The organism is Sporosarcina thermotolerans (assembly GCF_042658975.1).
In the GTDB taxonomy this organism is placed as follows: Bacteria; Bacillota; Bacilli; order Bacillales_A; family Planococcaceae; genus Sporosarcina; species Sporosarcina thermotolerans.
The window spans coordinates 1-16,507 of record NZ_JBHSRM010000001.1; the positions used below are offsets into that span (position 1 = coordinate 1).

Here is a 16,507-nt window from a genome sequence, read left to right on the forward strand (position 1 = left end):
GTGGCGTTCTTTGCCACGCAGTAGCTTTGACTTATGACCCCGAGCATCTGGCCGCCAAAGCTGGATTGAAAAAGCGTCCGTCTGAAAAAGAAATAGTATGTAAATAGTATGAGGGAGGTGAAAGGCTTGAAAAAACGTCAACGCGTCAAAAAAAACGAAGACTTTCAAAAAGTATTTAAAAAAGGTAAATCCGTCGCGAATCGGCAATTCGTCATCTATTCTTATATAAAGGAAGAGCAGCCAGAATTCAGGATTGGCCTCTCCGTCGGAAAAAAATTAGGAAATGCAGTAACCCGTAACCGTATAAAGCGATACATCCGTCAAGCCTTCCTTGAAATGAAAGAAGAACTGAAAAATGACAGGGATTATGTTATTATCGCCAGACACCAGGCGGCCAATTTAGACTTCCATGAAACAAAAAAAAGCCTTCAACACGTACTGAAGATTGCCAAGGCATTCAATAAGAAGTAGAACGTTATAAATGTTCATGATAAACTGAAATCAACAATAGATTTTAGGAATAGATTTGGGGGAAACAAGTTGAAAAAAAGAACCGCGTTAATACTTATGCTCACCGTTTTATCGGTATTCCTTGCAGGTTGTTCGGAATTCAATCAGCCGATATATGAAACGAGCGAAGGATTTTGGAATAAATACATCGTCTGGCCGATTGTATCTTTAATCGTAACCTTTAAAGAACTATTAGGTACGTATGGTTTTGGAATCATTGCCGTAACCATCATCATCCGCCTGATTTTATTGCCGCTTATGATTAAACAAGCGCAAAGTTCAAAGCGTATGCAGGCAATGCAACCGATCCTAAACGGATTGAAAGAGAAATACAAATCAAAAGACGCTGTAACGCAACAGAAATATCGTGAAGAAATGCAACGGGTAATGGCAGAGCAGAAGATCAACCCGGCAGCAGGGTGTCTACCTGTACTTATCCAAATGCCAATCGTCATTGGGCTCTATCATGCAATCAGCAGGATGAATGCGACGCCGGAAATCGAGATCGGTAAATTCCTTTGGTTTGAACTTGGTGCACCAAGCGTAACGCTCGCAATTATTGCAGGGTTAATGCAATTTGCCGTATTGCGTACAGGTCCAGCGATGGACAACCCGCAAATGAAGGTAATGATGTATATCATGCCTTTCATGATCATGATTTTCGGTACATTCCTACCAGCAGCACTTGCATTATATTGGGTTATCGGTAATATCATTTCAATTATCCAGAATATCTTCATTTACAAACCATTCAAGAAAAAAGAAGAAGTGGCACCTGTAAAAGCGGGAGGGAAAAAGAAATGAATAGGATAACGCGAAAGGGAGCGACAGTGGAGGCTGCGGTTTCAGCAGCATTGCAACAGCTCAATATGACGCGTGATGAAGTGGATGTTGAAATAGTCGACCCTGGGAAAAAAGGATTTTTGGGATTTGGAGTTAGAGAAGCGGAAGTCATTGTTAGCATCAGAAAGACAGAAGTTCAACAAACCACCTCCTCTATAGAAGAAAAGGTTGAAAAAATCCAAGAACCTACCTTGAAAATGACTTCCGGGCCGGTACGAGAAGAAGAAACCGTTGTACAGCCGATTGAACCGACGAAGGAAATTGTAGAGGTGAAAATCGAGGATTCTAATGCATCCGATCAACAAGCAATTAGTGAAACGACTGCGTATGTGAAGGCAATTGCCGAAGCAATGGGAATTGATGACCTTATTATCAATCATGAAATGGATGGAAAGTACATTACATTCCAATTGGAAAGTAAAAAGGCTGCATTCCTAATTGGTAAAAGAGGACAAACGTTGAATGCATTACAGCAATTGGCCCAGCTCGTTACAAATAAATATGCTGGCCAATTCAAAGTTGTACGTTTAGATGTAGGTGACTATCGTGATAGACGCGAACAATCTTTGGAACAATTTGCAGAGCGTATGGCTGATCAAGCCGTTCGCAACGGAAGGAAAGTAAAGTTGGAACCAATGCCTTCTTATGAAAGAAAAGTCATCCATAATGCTTTATCGAATCGCTTGGATATCGAAACCTATTCGGAAGGAACAGATCCGCATCGTTACCTTGTAATTGAACCAATTAATTGAATATTAATCAAAACCCCGTGAACTTCACGGGGTTTTTTAATGACGAAATATTGTTAGTCATAATCATTCACTCCTTAAAAAAATACAAGAAGGGTTCTCGTTCAAACTTATCCACATTTTTTTGGTTCACTGACTATGAGAAAGTGTGAATTTGTGATAGTATATTATGTCAGATAGTCATGTCAAAACAGTTATCCACATGTGGGTAACGAGTCAGGAAGGTGATGAATATGCAATTTGATACAATAGCTGCCATATCTACTCCAATGGGGGAAGGGGCTATCGCCATCGTCCGGCTTAGTGGAGACGAAGCTATCGACATTTCAGATAAAATTTTCCGTTCTCCGTCCGGTAAAAAACTGGCGGAAGAACAATCACATACAATTCATTATGGACACTTGGTAGACCCATCTACAAGTGAAGTTGTCGAGGAAGTGATGGTATCCATTATGAGGGCACCAAAAACTTTCACCCGTGAAGATGTCGTCGAAGTAAATTGCCATGGCGGTGTAGTGGCAGTGAACCGAGTCCTCAACCTCGTGTTGAAAGAAGGAGCTCGCCTTGCAGAACCAGGCGAGTTTTCAAAGCGTGCATTTCTAAATGGACGGATCGATTTATCCCAAGCAGAGGCTGTCATGGACTTGATCCGTGCAAAAACTGATCGTGCGATGAATGTTGCCTTGAACCAAATGGAAGGGAAGCTTTCCAAATTGATCGGAGAATTAAGACAAGCTCTCCTTGAAACGCTGGCGCAGGTAGAGGTGAATATCGACTATCCGGAATACGATGACGTTGAAGAAGTGACCATTCCACTAATGATTGAGAAGGGGACATGGGTAAAACAGGAGATTGAGAAACTACTCCGAACATCTTCACAAGGTAAAATCCTGCGTGAAGGATTATCTACCGTCATCATAGGAAGGCCGAACGTCGGTAAATCTTCTTTATTGAATAGCCTCGTCCAGGAGAACAAGGCGATTGTCACCGAAATTGCAGGAACAACCCGTGATATAATCGAGGAATATGTCAATGTCCGCGGAGTACCGCTTCGACTCGTCGATACAGCAGGCATTCGCGAAACTGAAGATATCGTCGAACGGATTGGTGTAGAACGGTCTCGCCAAGTACTAAAGGAAGCAGATCTTATTCTACTTGTCCTAAATAGTTCCGAGGAGTTATCGGAAGAAGATATCCGTCTGTTTGAAGCTACAGCTGAGATGGATCTAATCGTCGTCATTAATAAAACAGATCTCCCTCAGAAAATAGATATGCAAAAAGTATATGAATTAGCCGGAAAAGGAACTGTAGTCACGACATCGATCCTTAAGGAAGAGGGCATTGATGAACTTGAAGAAGCAATTGCAAAACTCTTCTTTGAAGGAGCACTTGAAGCCAGCGACCTCACCTATGTATCCAACGCCCGACACATTGCATTGCTCCACAAAGCACATAAGACAATCCAGGACGCTATTTCCGCAGCAGAGGCAAACGTACCGGTCGACATGATTCAAATCGATGTAACACGTACGTGGGAGCTCTTAGGCGAAATCGTCGGCGACACAGTCCAAGACAGCCTCATCAACCAATTGTTCTCCCAGTTTTGTTTAGGGAAATAGTTATTTTAACATTAGACACCAAGGATTGAAGCGAAAGGCGGCGACTCCAGCGAAAGTCGTTACGTAGAACGACTTTTGCGAGTAAAAGCGCAGCGTTACGAGCAATGTTTATTGCGAACCTAAGGGAGTAGTTAGCCACTGCCTTTATTTCTGCAAAAGGCGCAGAAATACGGCAAATCGAACTCTTCGTGGTTCGCTTGGAAAGCGTCCGCCTGTAGCGGAAATCCGATTTTGTGATTACTAATATATACAGCAATACAATTTATAAAATAGGAAGGATGAACGAACATGCCACAATTTGAAGCAGGCACGTTCGATTGTATAGTCATCGGAGCAGGGCATGCCGGCGTCGAAGCAGCATTAGCCTCAGCGAAGATGGGTGCATCGACATTGGTGCTTACCATGAACCTTGACATGATTGCTTTCATGCCATGCAATCCATCACTCGGAGGTCCCGCAAAAGGGATCGTCGTAAGAGAGATTGATGCACTAGGCGGAGCAATGGGGAAAGTTATTGATAAAACGCATATCCAAATGCGCATGTTAAACACAGGTAAGGGACCTGCCGTACGTGCACTTCGTGCGCAAGCAGACAAAGTCCTATACCAACAAGAAATGAAACGCGTTCTTGAAGAACAAGAAAACCTAACACTTCACCAAGGAGTCGTCGAAGAATTAATTGTCGAAGACAACGAAGTGAAAGGACTCATCACTCAAATTGGTGCAGTTTATCGGGCAAAAACAATAATTATCACAACAGGAACTTTCCTTCGCGGGGAAGTCATTATCGGCGATTTGAAATATTCAAGTGGCCCGAATAACCAAATGCCTGCGATCAAGCTTGCTGAAAATCTGCAGGAACTCGGATTGGAAACAGTACGTTTCAAAACCGGAACACCTCCGCGTATTAACGGCAATACAATTGATTACAGCAAAACGGAAATTCAACCAGGTGATGAAGTTCCGCGTTCATTCAGCTATGAAACAACGGAATTCATAATGGATCAATTGCCTTGCTGGTTAACGTATACAACGCCGAGAACACATGAAATTATCAATGAAAACCTTCATCTTTCCCCGATGTATTCAGGGATGATAAAAGGGAAGGGGCCAAGCTATTGCCCTTCAATCGAAGACAAAATCGTCCGTTTTGCGGATAAATCTCGTCATCAGATTTTCCTTGAGCCGGAAGGTCGAAATACAAAGGAGTATTACGTACAAGGTCTTTCAACAAGTTTGCCTGAACATGTCCAACGTAGGTTGATCGAAAGTGTACCGGGATTGGAAAAGGCGGAAATGATGCGCGCAGGCTATGCGATTGAGTATGATTCCATTATCGCAACACAGCTATGGCCGACACTTGAAACGAAGAAAATCAAAAACTTATACACAGCTGGCCAAATTAACGGAACTTCCGGTTACGAAGAAGCAGCTGCACAAGGCATCATGGCTGGAATCAATGCTGCAAGAAAAGCACTTGGTAAAGAGGAAGTCATCCTCGGAAGATCAGATGCCTATATCGGTGTACTTATCGACGATCTTGTGACTAAAGGAACAAGTGAACCATACCGTCTTCTTACATCAAGAGCCGAATACAGACTTTTGCTTCGTCATGACAACGCAGACATACGTCTTACAGAAATTGGATACCAACTTGGAATGATAAGTGAAGAACGTCATGAGAAATTCCTTGAGAAAAAGCAACAAATCGAAGAGGAAATTGAAAGACTTCGTAAAGTAACGATTAAACCGAGCGAGGCTGTTCAAGAAATTATCCATCAATCAGGGGGAACAGAGCTTCGTGAGCCAATGAAAGCAGCTGACCTGTTAAAACGACCAGAAATGAAGTATGAACAAATCATAACGGTTGTTCCACCTGAGGAAGAAATAACTCCTGAAGTAGCCGAACAAGTTGAGATTTTCATCAAATACGAAGGCTATATTGAAAAATCGATGCAACAAGTTGAACGAATGAAGAAAATGGAGAACAAGAGAATCCCCGAAAACATTGATTACTATGCAATCAATGGAATTGCAAAAGAGGCGAAAGCAAATCTTACAGCAGTAAGACCCCTGTCGATTGCGCAAGCATCAAGGATTTCAGGCGTAAATCCCGCCGATATTTCTATTCTTCTTGTATATATTGAGCAAGGCAAAATCGCAAAAATATCAGGTTAACATCATGAGACTGATGTGGAGTATAAGTCCGCATCAGTCCTTTTTTAAAAGGAGGATCCGAGTGAACGAAGAACAATTTTTAGATGCATTGAAAAGTCAGGGCATCAGTTTAACAGAAGTTCAAATGCAACAATTTAATACGTATTTCCGTTTGTTGGTTGAGTGGAATGAAAAAATGAATTTAACAGCTATAACAGACGCACCATCCGTTTATCTTAAACACTTTTATGATTCTATAACGGCGGCATTTCATATGGATTTATCAGGAAGTAAGTCCATTTGTGATGTAGGGGCAGGGGCAGGGTTTCCAAGTATTCCATTGAAGATCTGTTACCCTGATCTATCGGTAACAATTGTTGATTCATTGAATAAAAGAATTACATTCCTTCATGAGCTTGCTAAAGAGCTAAAATTGAGTAATGTTGAATTTGTCCATTCCCGGGCTGAAGACTTTGGTCAAAATCCAAAATACCGTGAACAATTTGACATCGTAACTGCTCGTGCCGTAGCACGTTTATCGGTTCTTTCAGAACTATGCGTTCCCCTTGTTAAAGAGGGTGGAGTGTTTATTTCTATGAAAGGTGCTGCAGCCGAGGAGGAATTGATGGATGCTAAGAAGGCACTTACTTTACTTGGAGCTGAAATGCTTGATAAACATTCTTTCAATTTACCTGTTGAGGAAAGCGAAAGAAACATATTCATTTTCAAGAAGGTTAAGAAAACTCCTAAAAGATATCCTCGTAAACCAGGAGTTCCAAATAAAACACCAATTGCTTAATTGTTCCACGTGAAACATTTCTTTTATACCCTATTATGTAGATTGGTAGGTTCTAACTACAATCTATCAATCTACACTTTAATAAGTACCAAAGAGGATATATAATAGATATAGCGAATATACAATTAAAGATGAGCAGTTTATAAAGGTGGTGCCGGGATGAAAAATACGTTTTCACGGTTTTTTGGTAGTGTAGAAAAAGAACCTGAGATTCAACAAATCGAGAACACTCCATCCGAAAAAGTTGAACAAGTGAAAATAGATTTGATTAAGCCAAATAAGTATCAGCCAAGAACAATTTTTTCCGAGGAGAAAATCGAAGAGTTAGCTAGGACGATTCATACGCACGGCGTTATCCAACCCATTGTTATCCGAAAAAGTAATGATGGATATGAAATTATTGCAGGTGAGCGTAGATACCGAGCAATGAAAAAATTAGGTTGGGAAGAAGTACCTGCAATTATTCGAAATCTTGATGATAGAGAGACAGCTTCCATTGCATTGATTGAAAACTTACAACGTGAAGAATTAACAGCTATAGAAGAGGCATACGCATACGAGAAATTATTGGAGTTGCATTCTTTAACTCAGGAGGCACTGGCACAGCGATTGGGAAAAGGACAGTCCACTATTGCCAATAAGCTTCGCCTTTTAAAACTTCCAAAAGAAATAAAGGATAAAATTCTTACAAAAGAATTATCCGAAAGGCATGCAAGAGCATTAATCTCTGTTAAGGATGCCGATTTGCAACATAAACTTTTCAACGAAGCAATTGATGAACAACTCAATGTAAAGCAATTGGAGGAAAGAATCCATCTTGCATTGAATCCAGTTGAAGAAGAGAAAGTAAAGAAAAAACCAGTTAAACGAAAATCCGTAAGTAAAGATGTCCGAATTGCACTAAATACAATTAGACAGTCACTGGCCCTTGTAACGAAAAGCGGCATAAATGTAAAGACTGAAGAAGAGGATACGGATGATTTTTATACAATAACTGTTAAAATTCCTAAAAAGAAATAAGAAAACAAATAAATTATAAGAGTAATTGCTCTTGCTTATTAAAAGCAGGAGTTTTTTTATGCGATACATTACCACAGACATCGTTTTTTTGATAAACTATAATAGATTGAAAGAAATATAATAAAAGTCGTCAGTCAATATAAAAAAGTATTATAGTTTTAGTATGATAGTGAGAAAGCAGGTGCAAGTGTGGGTAAAATTATTGCAATCGCTAATCAAAAAGGAGGAGTTGGAAAGACAACCACCTCAGTTAACTTAAGTGCTTGCCTTGCACATATTGGCAAAAAGGTTTTATTAATTGACTCCGATCCCCAAGGGAATGCAACAAGTGGGGTAGGGGTTAACAAAGGTGATGTGCATCAATGCATTTATGATATGTTAATAGATGATGTTGATATCAAGGATGTTATTCATCATACTAAAATGGAAAACTTAGATATCGTTCCAGCAACCATTTCCCTGGCGGGTGCTGAAATTGAATTAGTGTCAACGATTTCAAGGGAAGTTAGGATGAAACATGCGATTCAGAATGCGAAGAACTCGTATGATTATATTATCATCGACTGTCCGCCTTCTTTAGGGTTATTAACCATTAATTCATTGACTGCTGCTGATTCAGTCATCATTCCAGTTCAATGCGAATATTATGCGTTGGAAGGTTTAAGCCAATTATTAAGTACAATTAGGCTTGTACAAAAGCATTTAAATGAAGCACTAATGATAGATGGTGTTTTATTAACGATGTTTGATGCGAGAACTAATTTAGGCATTCAAGTCATTGAAGAAGTGAAGAAATACTTTCAGGATAAGGTCTACGGAACAATTATTCCAAGGAATGTTCGGTTGAGTGAAGCACCAAGTCATGGAGAACCAATCATCATGTATGATTCAAGATCGAGGGGCGCTGAAGTATATCTAGAGCTGGCAAAGGAAGTGGTACACAATGGCTAAGGGTCTTGGAAAAGGTTTAAACGCTTTGTTTCCCGATGAGTCTTTAACGAAAGCCGAATCAATTGAGAACATCCGATTGAAAAGTATAAAAGTGAATCCATATCAGCCAAGAAAAATATTTGATGAGAATGCAATTCAAGAATTAAGTGAATCGATTAAAGAACATGGTATTTTACAGCCGATTATCGTCCGGAAAGTCGGAACTATGTATGAAATAGTAGTAGGGGAAAGGCGCTTCCGTGCAGCTAAGATTGCGGGGCTAAAAGAGATTCCAGCAGTAGTCCGTCAATTGACAGACGAAGAATCTATGGAATTGGCTATTCTTGAAAATCTGCAGCGTGAAGACCTAACGCCTATTGAAGAAGCTGAAGCTTACCAAAAACTAATGGATAATTTAAGCCTGACGCAAGAACAACTTGCTTTTAGACTTGGAAAAAGTCGTCCGCATATTGCCAATCATATTCGATTATTAAGTCTACCTGAGAAGGTGCGTAGCCTGATTACAGTTGGCAAGCTATCAATGGGTCACGGAAGGACATTGCTTGGACTTCGAAAAAAAGAGCAAATTTTATTGACTGCAGAGAAAACTATTAGTGAAGGTTTAAACGTCAGACAGTTGGAAAAATTAGTTCAAAGATTGAACGAAAATGTTCCACGTGAAACAAAGCCAAAAGAGAAAAACATCTTCCTTGAAGAACGAGAGTCTAACTTACGGGAATATTTCGGCACCAATGTTACCATTAAGAAGTCGAAAAATAAAGGTAAAATAGAAATTGAGTTTTTCACTGAAGAAGACCTTGAAAGAATATTAGATTTATTGAATGATTAAGCATGTACCTATTTTGCTCATACTGCAAAATAGGTATTATTTTTAATAGGCGGAAGTGAAAAACCATGGTATTGTTTGGTTCGATTGTAAATGTTGTGTTAATCATTTTGGGCGCGTTAATTGGACGTTTTTTAAACAATATTCCGGAACGCATGAAAGAAACTGTGATGTATGGAATTGGATTGGCTGTAGCAGCAATCGGAATACAAATGACGTTTGAAAGCACACAAATATTAATTGTCATAATAAGTATTGTAATTGGGGCTATTATTGGTGAATGGATGGATCTTGACGGCAAGATAAATCAGTTAGGTCAGTATCTCGAAAGTAAATTACCGTCAAAACAAGAAGGTCCCGGTATTGCGCAGGGATTTGTAACAGCAACGTTGATCTTTGTTGTAGGCTCAATGGCGATTATAGGGGCTATCGATAGTGGACTTCGTAACGATCATGATGTATTAATCATGAAAGGTGTACTTGATGGATTCACTTCCATCATTTTAAGTTCGACCTTGGGAATAGGTGTGGCATTTTCGGCAGTGCCTGTTTTTATTTATCAAACAATTATAACATTACTTTCAACACAAATAAGCCGCTACGTGCCGGACGAATTATTGCAGTTTTTCATTTCTGAAATGACGGCAACAGGCGGCCTAATGATTGTTGGAATTGGATTGAATTTGATAGGTATTACAAAAATGCGCGTTGCTAATTTTATACCCGGAATCTTTGTTGTAGGAATCGTCGTTACAATTGTCCATTATCTGTTTTGAATCTCCCGTATGCAAGTTGCAACGCACGGGAAATAACTCTGCTCATTTCAAAGGGAAGGTGTAGTCGAGTGCTTTGAAGGACTGCCTGCTCCATAAATCCAGATATGTTAACAACCCCTTTAATGGATAAATTACCGACAGGCGGCAAAGCCTTTCCAACAGCTTTTCCTGGGTAAAGAGGTCCATTATGCAATAATAGTTGTCCAATCGAGTCGTTTTTTCCTAAACATGCGTCGATCGCTACAATGAACGTTGAAGGATCCTGTTCGAATGTTTCATCCAAATGTTTTTGTAGATTAAGTGCATGTAAGGGTTTCTCCAGTGTTCCTATTACGGAAAACGGAAACAGTAAAGATTCTGATAAATGAGAACCTGTCAGGGGACCCAGTGCGTCTCCCGTAGATCGATCAGTTCCAATGCAGAAGAATGAAATTGAATCGTTTTGGAAGGGAATATGCTTGAGAAAAAATGAACTAAGATTCCAAACAGCGCCTGTGGCATCATAATGTATCCGGAAATCATAATCCGTAGAAAGTGTTGAGTGCATGACAAAACTCCATTCTTGTATTGTAGTCAAAATGATTGATTGTTTAGCAGTATACGCGACTATGATGAGTTTTATACTGAAAGGAAGTTTGTAAGTGACGAAGGAGAATATGGAGAAGTTAATCGAGTTTTTTTTTAGTGATGACACTGAAAAAGTAAGTAAATTCTTTTTTAATGAACAGGTTTGGATTGGCCTTCTCTTAGTTGCTGTTAGGATTGCTTTTATCATCGCCATTGCCTTCATCGTTGTACATGCCGGAAAATTCATCATTAGACGGTTATTCAGGATTAAGTTGAGAGGTCCGATACGTAGAGAAGAAAGACGTGAGAGGACTTTACTAAAGTTACTGGAGAATACTCTTAGCTACGTCGTCTACTTTTCTGCGATTTTAGCCATCCTACAAGAGTTCAATATAGATGTGAAAGGACTTGTTGCAGGGGCGGGGGTGTTGGGCCTCGCAGTAGGATTTGGAGCCCAGAGCCTTGTGAAAGATGTTATTTCAGGTTTTTTCATTTTATTTGAAGATCAGTTTTCTGTAGGGGATTATGTGAAAATTGGTACGGCAGAAGGTATGGTAGAAGAGATTGGACTACGAACTACAAAATTGAAAAACTTCACGGGTGAAATTTTCATTTTGCCAAACGGTACAATTTCACAAGTAGTCAACTATTCCATGAAAAATTCATTGGCAATTGTCGATGTAACGATTCCATTTGAATTAGGCATAGAGAAAGTTGAAAAATCCATTAATGAATTCCTACAATCATTCAATAAGGATAATCCAGATTTACTCGGAAAACCTAAATTAATAGGTGCGAATGATTTTACTGAAAACTCCGTAATTGAACGAATCATTGTGGAAACAAAACCGATGCGTCATTTTGATACAGCAAGAAATATAGGAATTGGGTTGAAGAAGTATTTAGGAGAGCAAGGAATCGAAATCCCATATCCAACACTTGTAACAAAGTCATTTGATAACCAATAGGGATGAAAGGGGAGGTTGAGCATATGGCGGATAAAATTTTTCAATTGAATGACGTGGTTGAGATGAAAAAACCGCATCCATGTGGTAAGAATGCTTGGAAAATCATTAGAATGGGCGCGGATATCCGTATCAAATGTGAAGGATGCGGACATAGCGTCATGATTCCTCGAAATGAGTTTGCAAAAAAGATGAAAAAGGTGCTTATTAAAGGCGAAGTTGAACATTAATTAGACAGAGACCCAAACAATTCTTATAATAGAAGAGTTGTAATGAGTATAATGAAATTGACCTATATGAAAGGTTGGGAAATAAATGGCGTTAACAGCAGGAATCGTTGGTTTACCAAACGTCGGGAAATCGACATTATTCAACGCAATTACGAAGGCTGGAGCAGAGGCTGCAAATTACCCGTTCTGTACAATCGATCCGAACGTTGGAATAGTGGAAGTACCTGATGAGCGACTTCAAAAATTGACAGAGTTAGTTGTACCTAAAAAGACAGTACCAACCGCTTTTGAGTTTACGGATATTGCCGGAATCGTTGAAGGTGCAAGTAAAGGGGAAGGGTTAGGAAACAAATTCCTATCTCATATTCGTGAAGTAGATGCGATTTGCCAGGTAGTCCGTTGCTTCAATGATGAAAATATCACCCATGTGTCGGGTAAAGTAAATCCAATTGACGATATAGAGGTCATCAACCTTGAACTAATCCTCGCTGATATGGAAAGCGTGGACAAGCGATTGACACGTGTATCCAAGATGGCGAAACAGAAAGACAAGGATTCAATGGCTGAAGAGCCTGTGTTGATAAAACTGAAAGAGGCTTTTGAGAATGAAAAGCCTGCCCGCTCAGTGGAATTGACTCCTGAAGAGTTCCAACTGATTAAAGGAATGCATTTATTAACAATCAAGCCAATGCTATATGTTGCGAATGTGTCTGAAGATGAAATTGCTGAAGCAGATTCGAATGAGTATGTGAATACGGTTCGTGAATTTGCGAAGCAGGACAATGCAGAAGTGATCGTCGTTTGTGCGAAAATCGAGGAAGAAATGGCTGAATTAGACGAGGAAGAGAAAGAAATGTTCCTGGAAGAGTTAGGCATTAAAGAATCAGGCCTCGATCAGCTGATCAAAGCGGCTTATCACTTATTAGGATTGGCTACTTACTTCACAGCAGGCGTTCAGGAAGTACGTGCATGGACGTTCCGTAAAGGAATGAAAGCACCACAATGTGCCGGCATTATTCATACCGACTTCGAACGTGGCTTCATCCGTGCGGAAACAGTAGCATACGATGCTCTTGTTAATGCGGGGTCAATGACAGCTGCAAAAGAAGCAGGTAAGGTTCGTTTGGAAGGAAAAGAGTATATCGTTCAAGACGGCGATGTAATGTTGTTCCGTTTTAACGTGTAATATAAAACAACCGGCAAAGGATAATTATCCTTGCCGGTTGTTTTCATTGTATATGTTTTCCTGGTTCAAATAAGTATAACCTCGGCAACTGGGGGTCATCTTTAACAAGCCAATCATCAGGAAGTTTTTTCAACTCTTTATGCATCGCAAAGTCACCGGCTGCTCCACCAATCAGAAAGGCGGCAAGAGTGATCAAAACCCCATTTCCGATAACAAGACCAATGATTGCTGGCAATACCCCGGTCGTCCAAAAAGGAAGCAGTAAGGCCATACGAATAGCCTTATTCGTCATAGGGACGTCTGTTGTCGCATAGGCAATGCCTAACTTAAGATTCACGCCAACAACCATCTTCTTCCAAGGAACCCCACCGAAAACCCTGAAACCAAGCAAGTGAAAAAGTTCATGAAGAACAATTAAAAGTATATAACCACCTACAAAATACAAAAAAGTCCAGATCGTAATCGAATAAGAAAGCCCACCCTCAATAAGCATTCTCATAACAAGTAGCCCAATAAGTGTAAAGAAAGAAATCCACATCCCTCCCTTAGCCACCTTAGGCAAATCTATCTCAATAACCTTATCCGGTTCACCAAAACTCCCCATAAAATCACCTCGTATTTTCAGTATACACGATTCGGATAAGTTGAAATTAAAATTAATCAGTACTCGCCGAGGATTGGAGTGAAAGGCGGCGACTCCTGTGGGATTAAGCGAAAGCCGTTACGAAGAACGGCTTTTGCGAGTAAAAGCGAAGCGTTACGAGCAGGAATGCCGAAACGGATGCCTTAATTTCTGCAAAGAACGCAGAAATACGGCAAATCGAACCCTTCGCTGTTCGATTGGCTCACCCGCGCCCCACGGAAAGCGTCCGCCTGGAACGGAAATCAGTGATTAAAGAAACTTCATTTTTATTTAATAGTTGAATATCCAAACATATCATGCTAAAATATGATGATGTGAGTAATAACATTACTTACTCCTTGCCCGCCGTCATAAGTGGGCCAAAGTCCATAAGGAGGTGACTAAAGATGAGAAAGTACGAAATCATGTACATCATCCGTCCAACAGTAGAAGATGAAGCTAAAAAAGCGTTGATCACTCGTTTCGATGACATCCTAACTTCAAACGGAGCGGAAATCATCGAGTCGAAAGAGTGGGGCAAGCGTCGTCTTGCATACGAAATCGACGACCTACGTGAAGGCTTCTACCAATTGGTAACAGCTAACGCAGGTACTGAAGCAATCGATGAATTCAATCGTCTTGCGAACATTAATGAAGATATCATTCGTTATATGGCTGTTCGTCTTGACAACTAATCTATAAAGAACGAAAAAGCTGTAAAAAGTATTACTTGAAATTGATGAGGGAGGTTGGAATCTGATGATTAACCGTGTCGTTTTAGTTGGCCGATTGACAAAAGATCCTGAACTCAAGTACACACAGGGCGGTGTAGCAGTAACACGCTTCACACTTGCGGTAAATCGAACATTCTCGAACCAACAGGGAGAGCGTGAAGCTGATTTCATCAACTGTGTCACATGGAGGAAACAGGCAGAGAACACTGCAAACTTTTTGCGCAAAGGAAGTCTTGCCGGAATCGAAGGTCGTATTCAAACGAGTAGTTTCGATGGACAAGATGGTAAACGTGTCTTTATGACGGAAGTTGTAGCAGATAGCGTACAGTTCCTTGAGCCGCGTAGTGCGAACTCTGAAAAATCTGGAGCTGCTTATGGTAGTGCACCACGAAACGAACAACCTTATTATCAGAACCAGCAGCCAAATCAACAATATCAACAACCAAGTCAACAAAATTATACACGCACTGACAATGACCCGTTCGCAGCGGGCAGCGGTCCGATAGAAGTATCGGATGACGACTTGCCGTTCTGATCAGGCATTGCCATTGACGTAATCAAGTAAGGAGGGAAAGCGATATGGCACCACGCCGTGGAGGTAAAAGACGCCGTAAAGTCTGCTATTTTACATCAAATAACATTACACGTATCGATTATAAAGATACTGATCTACTTAAGAAATTCGTTTCTGAACGTGGGAAAATCTTGCCTCGCCGTGTAACTGGTACAAGCGCAAAATATCAACGTAAATTAACGACTGCTATTAAACGTGCTCGTATTATGGCACTTCTTCCGTTCGTAGCGGAAGAAAGATAAAAAAACATTTTTAACCGCCTTGTGAAACGGGTTTTCCCGGTCCAAAGGCGGTTTTTTATTGGCCAAAAGATGCGCATATACAGTCTTTGGTTTAATGGTTCCAATCATGATACAATTAAAGGAACTCACATTCAATAAGACGACAGACGAAGATGAGATAGTAGTCAGTTGTTGGACGGAGGAAAAGACTGATGCAAGACCATTCAAAGAAAATTAAATACGGTGCAATGATGCTTGCATTATTCACCATACTTTTGGCGGGGGTTTTTTTTATCCCGTTAATTGGACTGATAGTCATGTTTTTCCTTCCTCTACCGATTATTCTTTATCGATTACGGGAAGATAGAAAAACGACATCATATGTTGTTTTATCGGCAGGTCTACTTGCTTTACTTTTAGGAGGCCCTATACTGCTGCCTTTTGCCCTCGTTTTTGGGATTCTTGGCTTTCTTATTGCTGAGTCTCTATTACTTGGGAAATCCAAATTATATATCTTTATGAGTTCCGGTCTTGTTTTGATCATCGTTGGAATTTTAACCTATCTCATGTTGGCTTTGTTCTTTGAGGTCAATATCATGGATAGTTTGATGGCAGTGTTGAAGGAGTCAGAGAACCAATTCAAGGCTTCATTAAATGAATTCGGCGCATTACCGGAAGGATACGAAAATGTTGTTGCCGAGGCATTCATGTTATACCGATCCTCAATTCCGGCTGTCTTTATATTATCCGTGTATGCATTCGCATTCATTATGGTAATCCCTAATCTCATGTTGCTCAGAAGACTTGGTCATAACGTACCGAAGTTCCCACCATTTCATCAAATGAAATTACCTGTGATCACCATTTTTATTTATGGGTTGTTTATTCTCTTACCCTTTGTGATGAAAATGACACCGGACTCTTCGACATATTTGCTTTATATTAATGCGACGATAATTTTAAGGGTATTGTTATTATTACAAGGTCTATCATTGGTCCTTTATTTTATGTACAGGATGAAGCTGCCGGGGATTGTTACGTTTTTCTCAATAATTTTAGCCTTGTTATTTAATCCAATTACTATACTTCTTGGCATACTTGATATAGGCGTGAATATCCGAGCTTGGATCAAGAAGGACAACTCGAAGTAAGGGGATG

General features: G+C 40.2%; 20 protein-coding genes. 18 read left to right on the forward strand and 2 right to left on the reverse strand.

Annotated features, from left to right (window positions below; translation table 11 throughout):
• The first annotated feature begins 126 nt into the window (after window positions 1–126).
• The 10 genes from rnpA (at window position 127) to ACFPZG_RS00050 (ending at window position 10,250) form a co-directional block, all read left to right on the forward strand.
• On the forward strand, window positions 127–471 hold the full coding sequence (gene rnpA, locus ACFPZG_RS00005; protein ID WP_283733419.1) for a ribonuclease P protein component: 345 nt from the start codon (window positions 127–129) through the stop codon (window positions 469–471).
• A gap of 69 nt (window positions 472–540) precedes the next feature.
• On the forward strand, window positions 541–1,314 hold the full coding sequence (gene yidC, locus ACFPZG_RS00010; protein ID WP_283733420.1) for a membrane protein insertase YidC: 774 nt from the start codon (window positions 541–543) through the stop codon (window positions 1,312–1,314).
• On the forward strand, window positions 1,311–2,105 hold the full coding sequence (gene jag / locus ACFPZG_RS00015; RefSeq protein ID WP_283733421.1) for an RNA-binding cell elongation regulator Jag/EloR: 795 nt from the start codon (window positions 1,311–1,313) through the stop codon (window positions 2,103–2,105). Before yidC ends, jag begins: the two co-directional genes overlap by 4 nt.
• Window positions 2,106–2,335: 230 nt before the next feature.
• Window positions 2,336–3,721, forward strand: coding sequence for a tRNA uridine-5-carboxymethylaminomethyl(34) synthesis GTPase MnmE (gene mnmE / locus ACFPZG_RS00020; RefSeq protein WP_283733422.1), 1,386 nt, complete (start codon window positions 2,336–2,338; stop codon window positions 3,719–3,721).
• 288 nt (window positions 3,722–4,009) lie between these two features.
• Window positions 4,010–5,899 (forward strand): tRNA uridine-5-carboxymethylaminomethyl(34) synthesis enzyme MnmG, encoded by a 1,890-nt coding sequence (gene mnmG / locus ACFPZG_RS00025; protein WP_317940426.1) that lies wholly within the window; start codon window positions 4,010–4,012, stop codon window positions 5,897–5,899.
• A 61-nt stretch (window positions 5,900–5,960) separates the two neighbouring features.
• The gene (gene rsmG / locus ACFPZG_RS00030; protein ID WP_283733423.1) at window positions 5,961–6,677 is read left to right on the forward strand and encodes a 16S rRNA (guanine(527)-N(7))-methyltransferase RsmG; all 717 of its coding nucleotides are present in this window, start codon (window positions 5,961–5,963) and stop codon (window positions 6,675–6,677) included.
• 159 nt (window positions 6,678–6,836) lie between these two features.
• Window positions 6,837–7,697 carry a nucleoid occlusion protein gene (gene noc / locus ACFPZG_RS00035; protein ID WP_317940427.1) on the forward strand — a complete coding sequence of 287 codons (861 nt, stop codon included), beginning with the start codon at window positions 6,837–6,839 and terminating at the stop codon, window positions 7,695–7,697.
• Between the two features lie 189 nt (window positions 7,698–7,886).
• Complete coding sequence (locus tag ACFPZG_RS00040; protein ID WP_283733424.1) at window positions 7,887–8,648, forward strand: ParA family protein; 762 nt, start codon at window positions 7,887–7,889, stop codon at window positions 8,646–8,648.
• Window positions 8,641–9,477, forward strand: coding sequence for a ParB/RepB/Spo0J family partition protein (locus ACFPZG_RS00045; protein ID WP_283733425.1), 837 nt, complete (start codon window positions 8,641–8,643; stop codon window positions 9,475–9,477). Before ACFPZG_RS00040 ends, ACFPZG_RS00045 begins: the two co-directional genes overlap by 8 nt.
• 65 nt (window positions 9,478–9,542) lie before the next feature.
• Window positions 9,543–10,250, forward strand: coding sequence for a DUF554 domain-containing protein (locus ACFPZG_RS00050; protein ID WP_283733426.1), 708 nt, complete (start codon window positions 9,543–9,545; stop codon window positions 10,248–10,250).
• Here the strand turns inward: ACFPZG_RS00050 and yyaC are convergent.
• Window positions 10,225–10,827 carry a spore protease YyaC gene (yyaC, locus tag ACFPZG_RS00055; protein ID WP_381426360.1) on the reverse strand — a complete coding sequence of 201 codons (603 nt, stop codon included), beginning with the start codon at window positions 10,825–10,827 and terminating at the stop codon, window positions 10,225–10,227. The two genes, ACFPZG_RS00050 and yyaC, sit on opposite strands and share 26 nt — an antisense overlap.
• A gap of 64 nt (window positions 10,828–10,891) precedes the next feature.
• Between yyaC and ACFPZG_RS00060 the strand changes: the two genes are divergently transcribed.
• The 3 genes from ACFPZG_RS00060 (at window position 10,892) to ychF (ending at window position 13,198) form a co-directional block, all read left to right on the forward strand.
• Window positions 10,892–11,785, forward strand: coding sequence for a mechanosensitive ion channel family protein (locus tag ACFPZG_RS00060; protein WP_317940429.1), 894 nt, complete (start codon window positions 10,892–10,894; stop codon window positions 11,783–11,785).
• A 23-nt stretch (window positions 11,786–11,808) separates the two neighbouring features.
• Complete coding sequence (locus tag ACFPZG_RS00065; RefSeq protein ID WP_283733430.1) at window positions 11,809–12,012, forward strand: DUF951 domain-containing protein; 204 nt, start codon at window positions 11,809–11,811, stop codon at window positions 12,010–12,012.
• An 85-nt stretch (window positions 12,013–12,097) separates the two neighbouring features.
• Window positions 12,098–13,198, forward strand: coding sequence for a redox-regulated ATPase YchF (gene ychF / locus ACFPZG_RS00070; RefSeq protein ID WP_283733431.1), 1,101 nt, complete (start codon window positions 12,098–12,100; stop codon window positions 13,196–13,198).
• A 43-nt stretch (window positions 13,199–13,241) separates the two neighbouring features.
• On the opposite strand, the gene ACFPZG_RS00075 is transcribed toward ychF, so the two are convergent.
• Window positions 13,242–13,802 carry a DUF3267 domain-containing protein gene (locus ACFPZG_RS00075; protein ID WP_283733432.1) on the reverse strand — a complete coding sequence of 187 codons (561 nt, stop codon included), beginning with the start codon at window positions 13,800–13,802 and terminating at the stop codon, window positions 13,242–13,244.
• A 425-nt stretch (window positions 13,803–14,227) separates the two neighbouring features.
• Between ACFPZG_RS00075 and rpsF the strand changes: the two genes are divergently transcribed.
• From rpsF to ACFPZG_RS00100, 5 genes are all read left to right on the forward strand, one after another.
• Entirely contained in the window at window positions 14,228–14,515 is a 288-nt protein-coding gene (rpsF, locus tag ACFPZG_RS00080; protein WP_283733433.1) for a 30S ribosomal protein S6, read from the forward strand.
• Window positions 14,516–14,579: 64 nt separating this feature from the next.
• Window positions 14,580–15,089, forward strand: a complete 510-nt coding sequence (gene ssb, locus ACFPZG_RS00085) for a single-stranded DNA-binding protein (protein WP_317940430.1) — start codon at window positions 14,580–14,582, stop codon at window positions 15,087–15,089.
• Between the two features lie 44 nt (window positions 15,090–15,133).
• Window positions 15,134–15,370 carry a 30S ribosomal protein S18 gene (rpsR, locus tag ACFPZG_RS00090; RefSeq protein WP_283733434.1) on the forward strand — a complete coding sequence of 79 codons (237 nt, stop codon included), beginning with the start codon at window positions 15,134–15,136 and terminating at the stop codon, window positions 15,368–15,370.
• Between the two features lie 58 nt (window positions 15,371–15,428).
• Window positions 15,429–15,587 (forward strand): hypothetical protein, encoded by a 159-nt coding sequence (locus ACFPZG_RS00095; protein WP_283733435.1) that lies wholly within the window; start codon window positions 15,429–15,431, stop codon window positions 15,585–15,587.
• Complete coding sequence (locus ACFPZG_RS00100) at window positions 15,562–16,500, forward strand: DUF2232 domain-containing protein (RefSeq protein ID WP_283733436.1); 939 nt, start codon at window positions 15,562–15,564, stop codon at window positions 16,498–16,500. The genes ACFPZG_RS00095 and ACFPZG_RS00100 overlap by 26 nt, the downstream gene beginning before the upstream one ends.
• Window positions 16,501–16,507 lie beyond the last annotated feature (7 nt).

Bases quoted from the DNA above. Each gene is read 5' to 3' on its own strand.
- ACFPZG_RS00045 (WP_283733425.1), top strand. From the start codon at position 8,641: ATGGCTAAGGGTCTTGGAAAAGGTTTAAACGCTTTGTTTCCCGATGAG.
- ACFPZG_RS00075 (WP_283733432.1), bottom strand. From the start codon at position 13,802: ATGGGGAGTTTTGGTGAACCGGATAAGGTTATTGAGATAGATTTGCCT.
- mnmG (WP_317940426.1), top strand. From the start codon at position 4,010: ATGCCACAATTTGAAGCAGGCACGTTCGATTGTATAGTCATCGGAGCA.
- ACFPZG_RS00065 (WP_283733430.1), top strand. From the start codon at position 11,809: ATGGCGGATAAAATTTTTCAATTGAATGACGTGGTTGAGATGAAAAAA.
- noc (WP_317940427.1), top strand. From the start codon at position 6,837: ATGAAAAATACGTTTTCACGGTTTTTTGGTAGTGTAGAAAAAGAACCT.
- ssb (WP_317940430.1), top strand. From the start codon at position 14,580: ATGATTAACCGTGTCGTTTTAGTTGGCCGATTGACAAAAGATCCTGAA.
- ychF (WP_283733431.1), top strand. From the start codon at position 12,098: ATGGCGTTAACAGCAGGAATCGTTGGTTTACCAAACGTCGGGAAATCG.
- mnmE (WP_283733422.1), top strand. From the start codon at position 2,336: ATGCAATTTGATACAATAGCTGCCATATCTACTCCAATGGGGGAAGGG.
- rpsR (WP_283733434.1), top strand. From the start codon at position 15,134: ATGGCACCACGCCGTGGAGGTAAAAGACGCCGTAAAGTCTGCTATTTT.
- jag (WP_283733421.1), top strand. From the start codon at position 1,311: ATGAATAGGATAACGCGAAAGGGAGCGACAGTGGAGGCTGCGGTTTCA.
- rpsF (WP_283733433.1), top strand. From the start codon at position 14,228: ATGAGAAAGTACGAAATCATGTACATCATCCGTCCAACAGTAGAAGAT.
- ACFPZG_RS00100 (WP_283733436.1), top strand. From the start codon at position 15,562: ATGCAAGACCATTCAAAGAAAATTAAATACGGTGCAATGATGCTTGCA.
- ACFPZG_RS00050 (WP_283733426.1), top strand. From the start codon at position 9,543: ATGGTATTGTTTGGTTCGATTGTAAATGTTGTGTTAATCATTTTGGGC.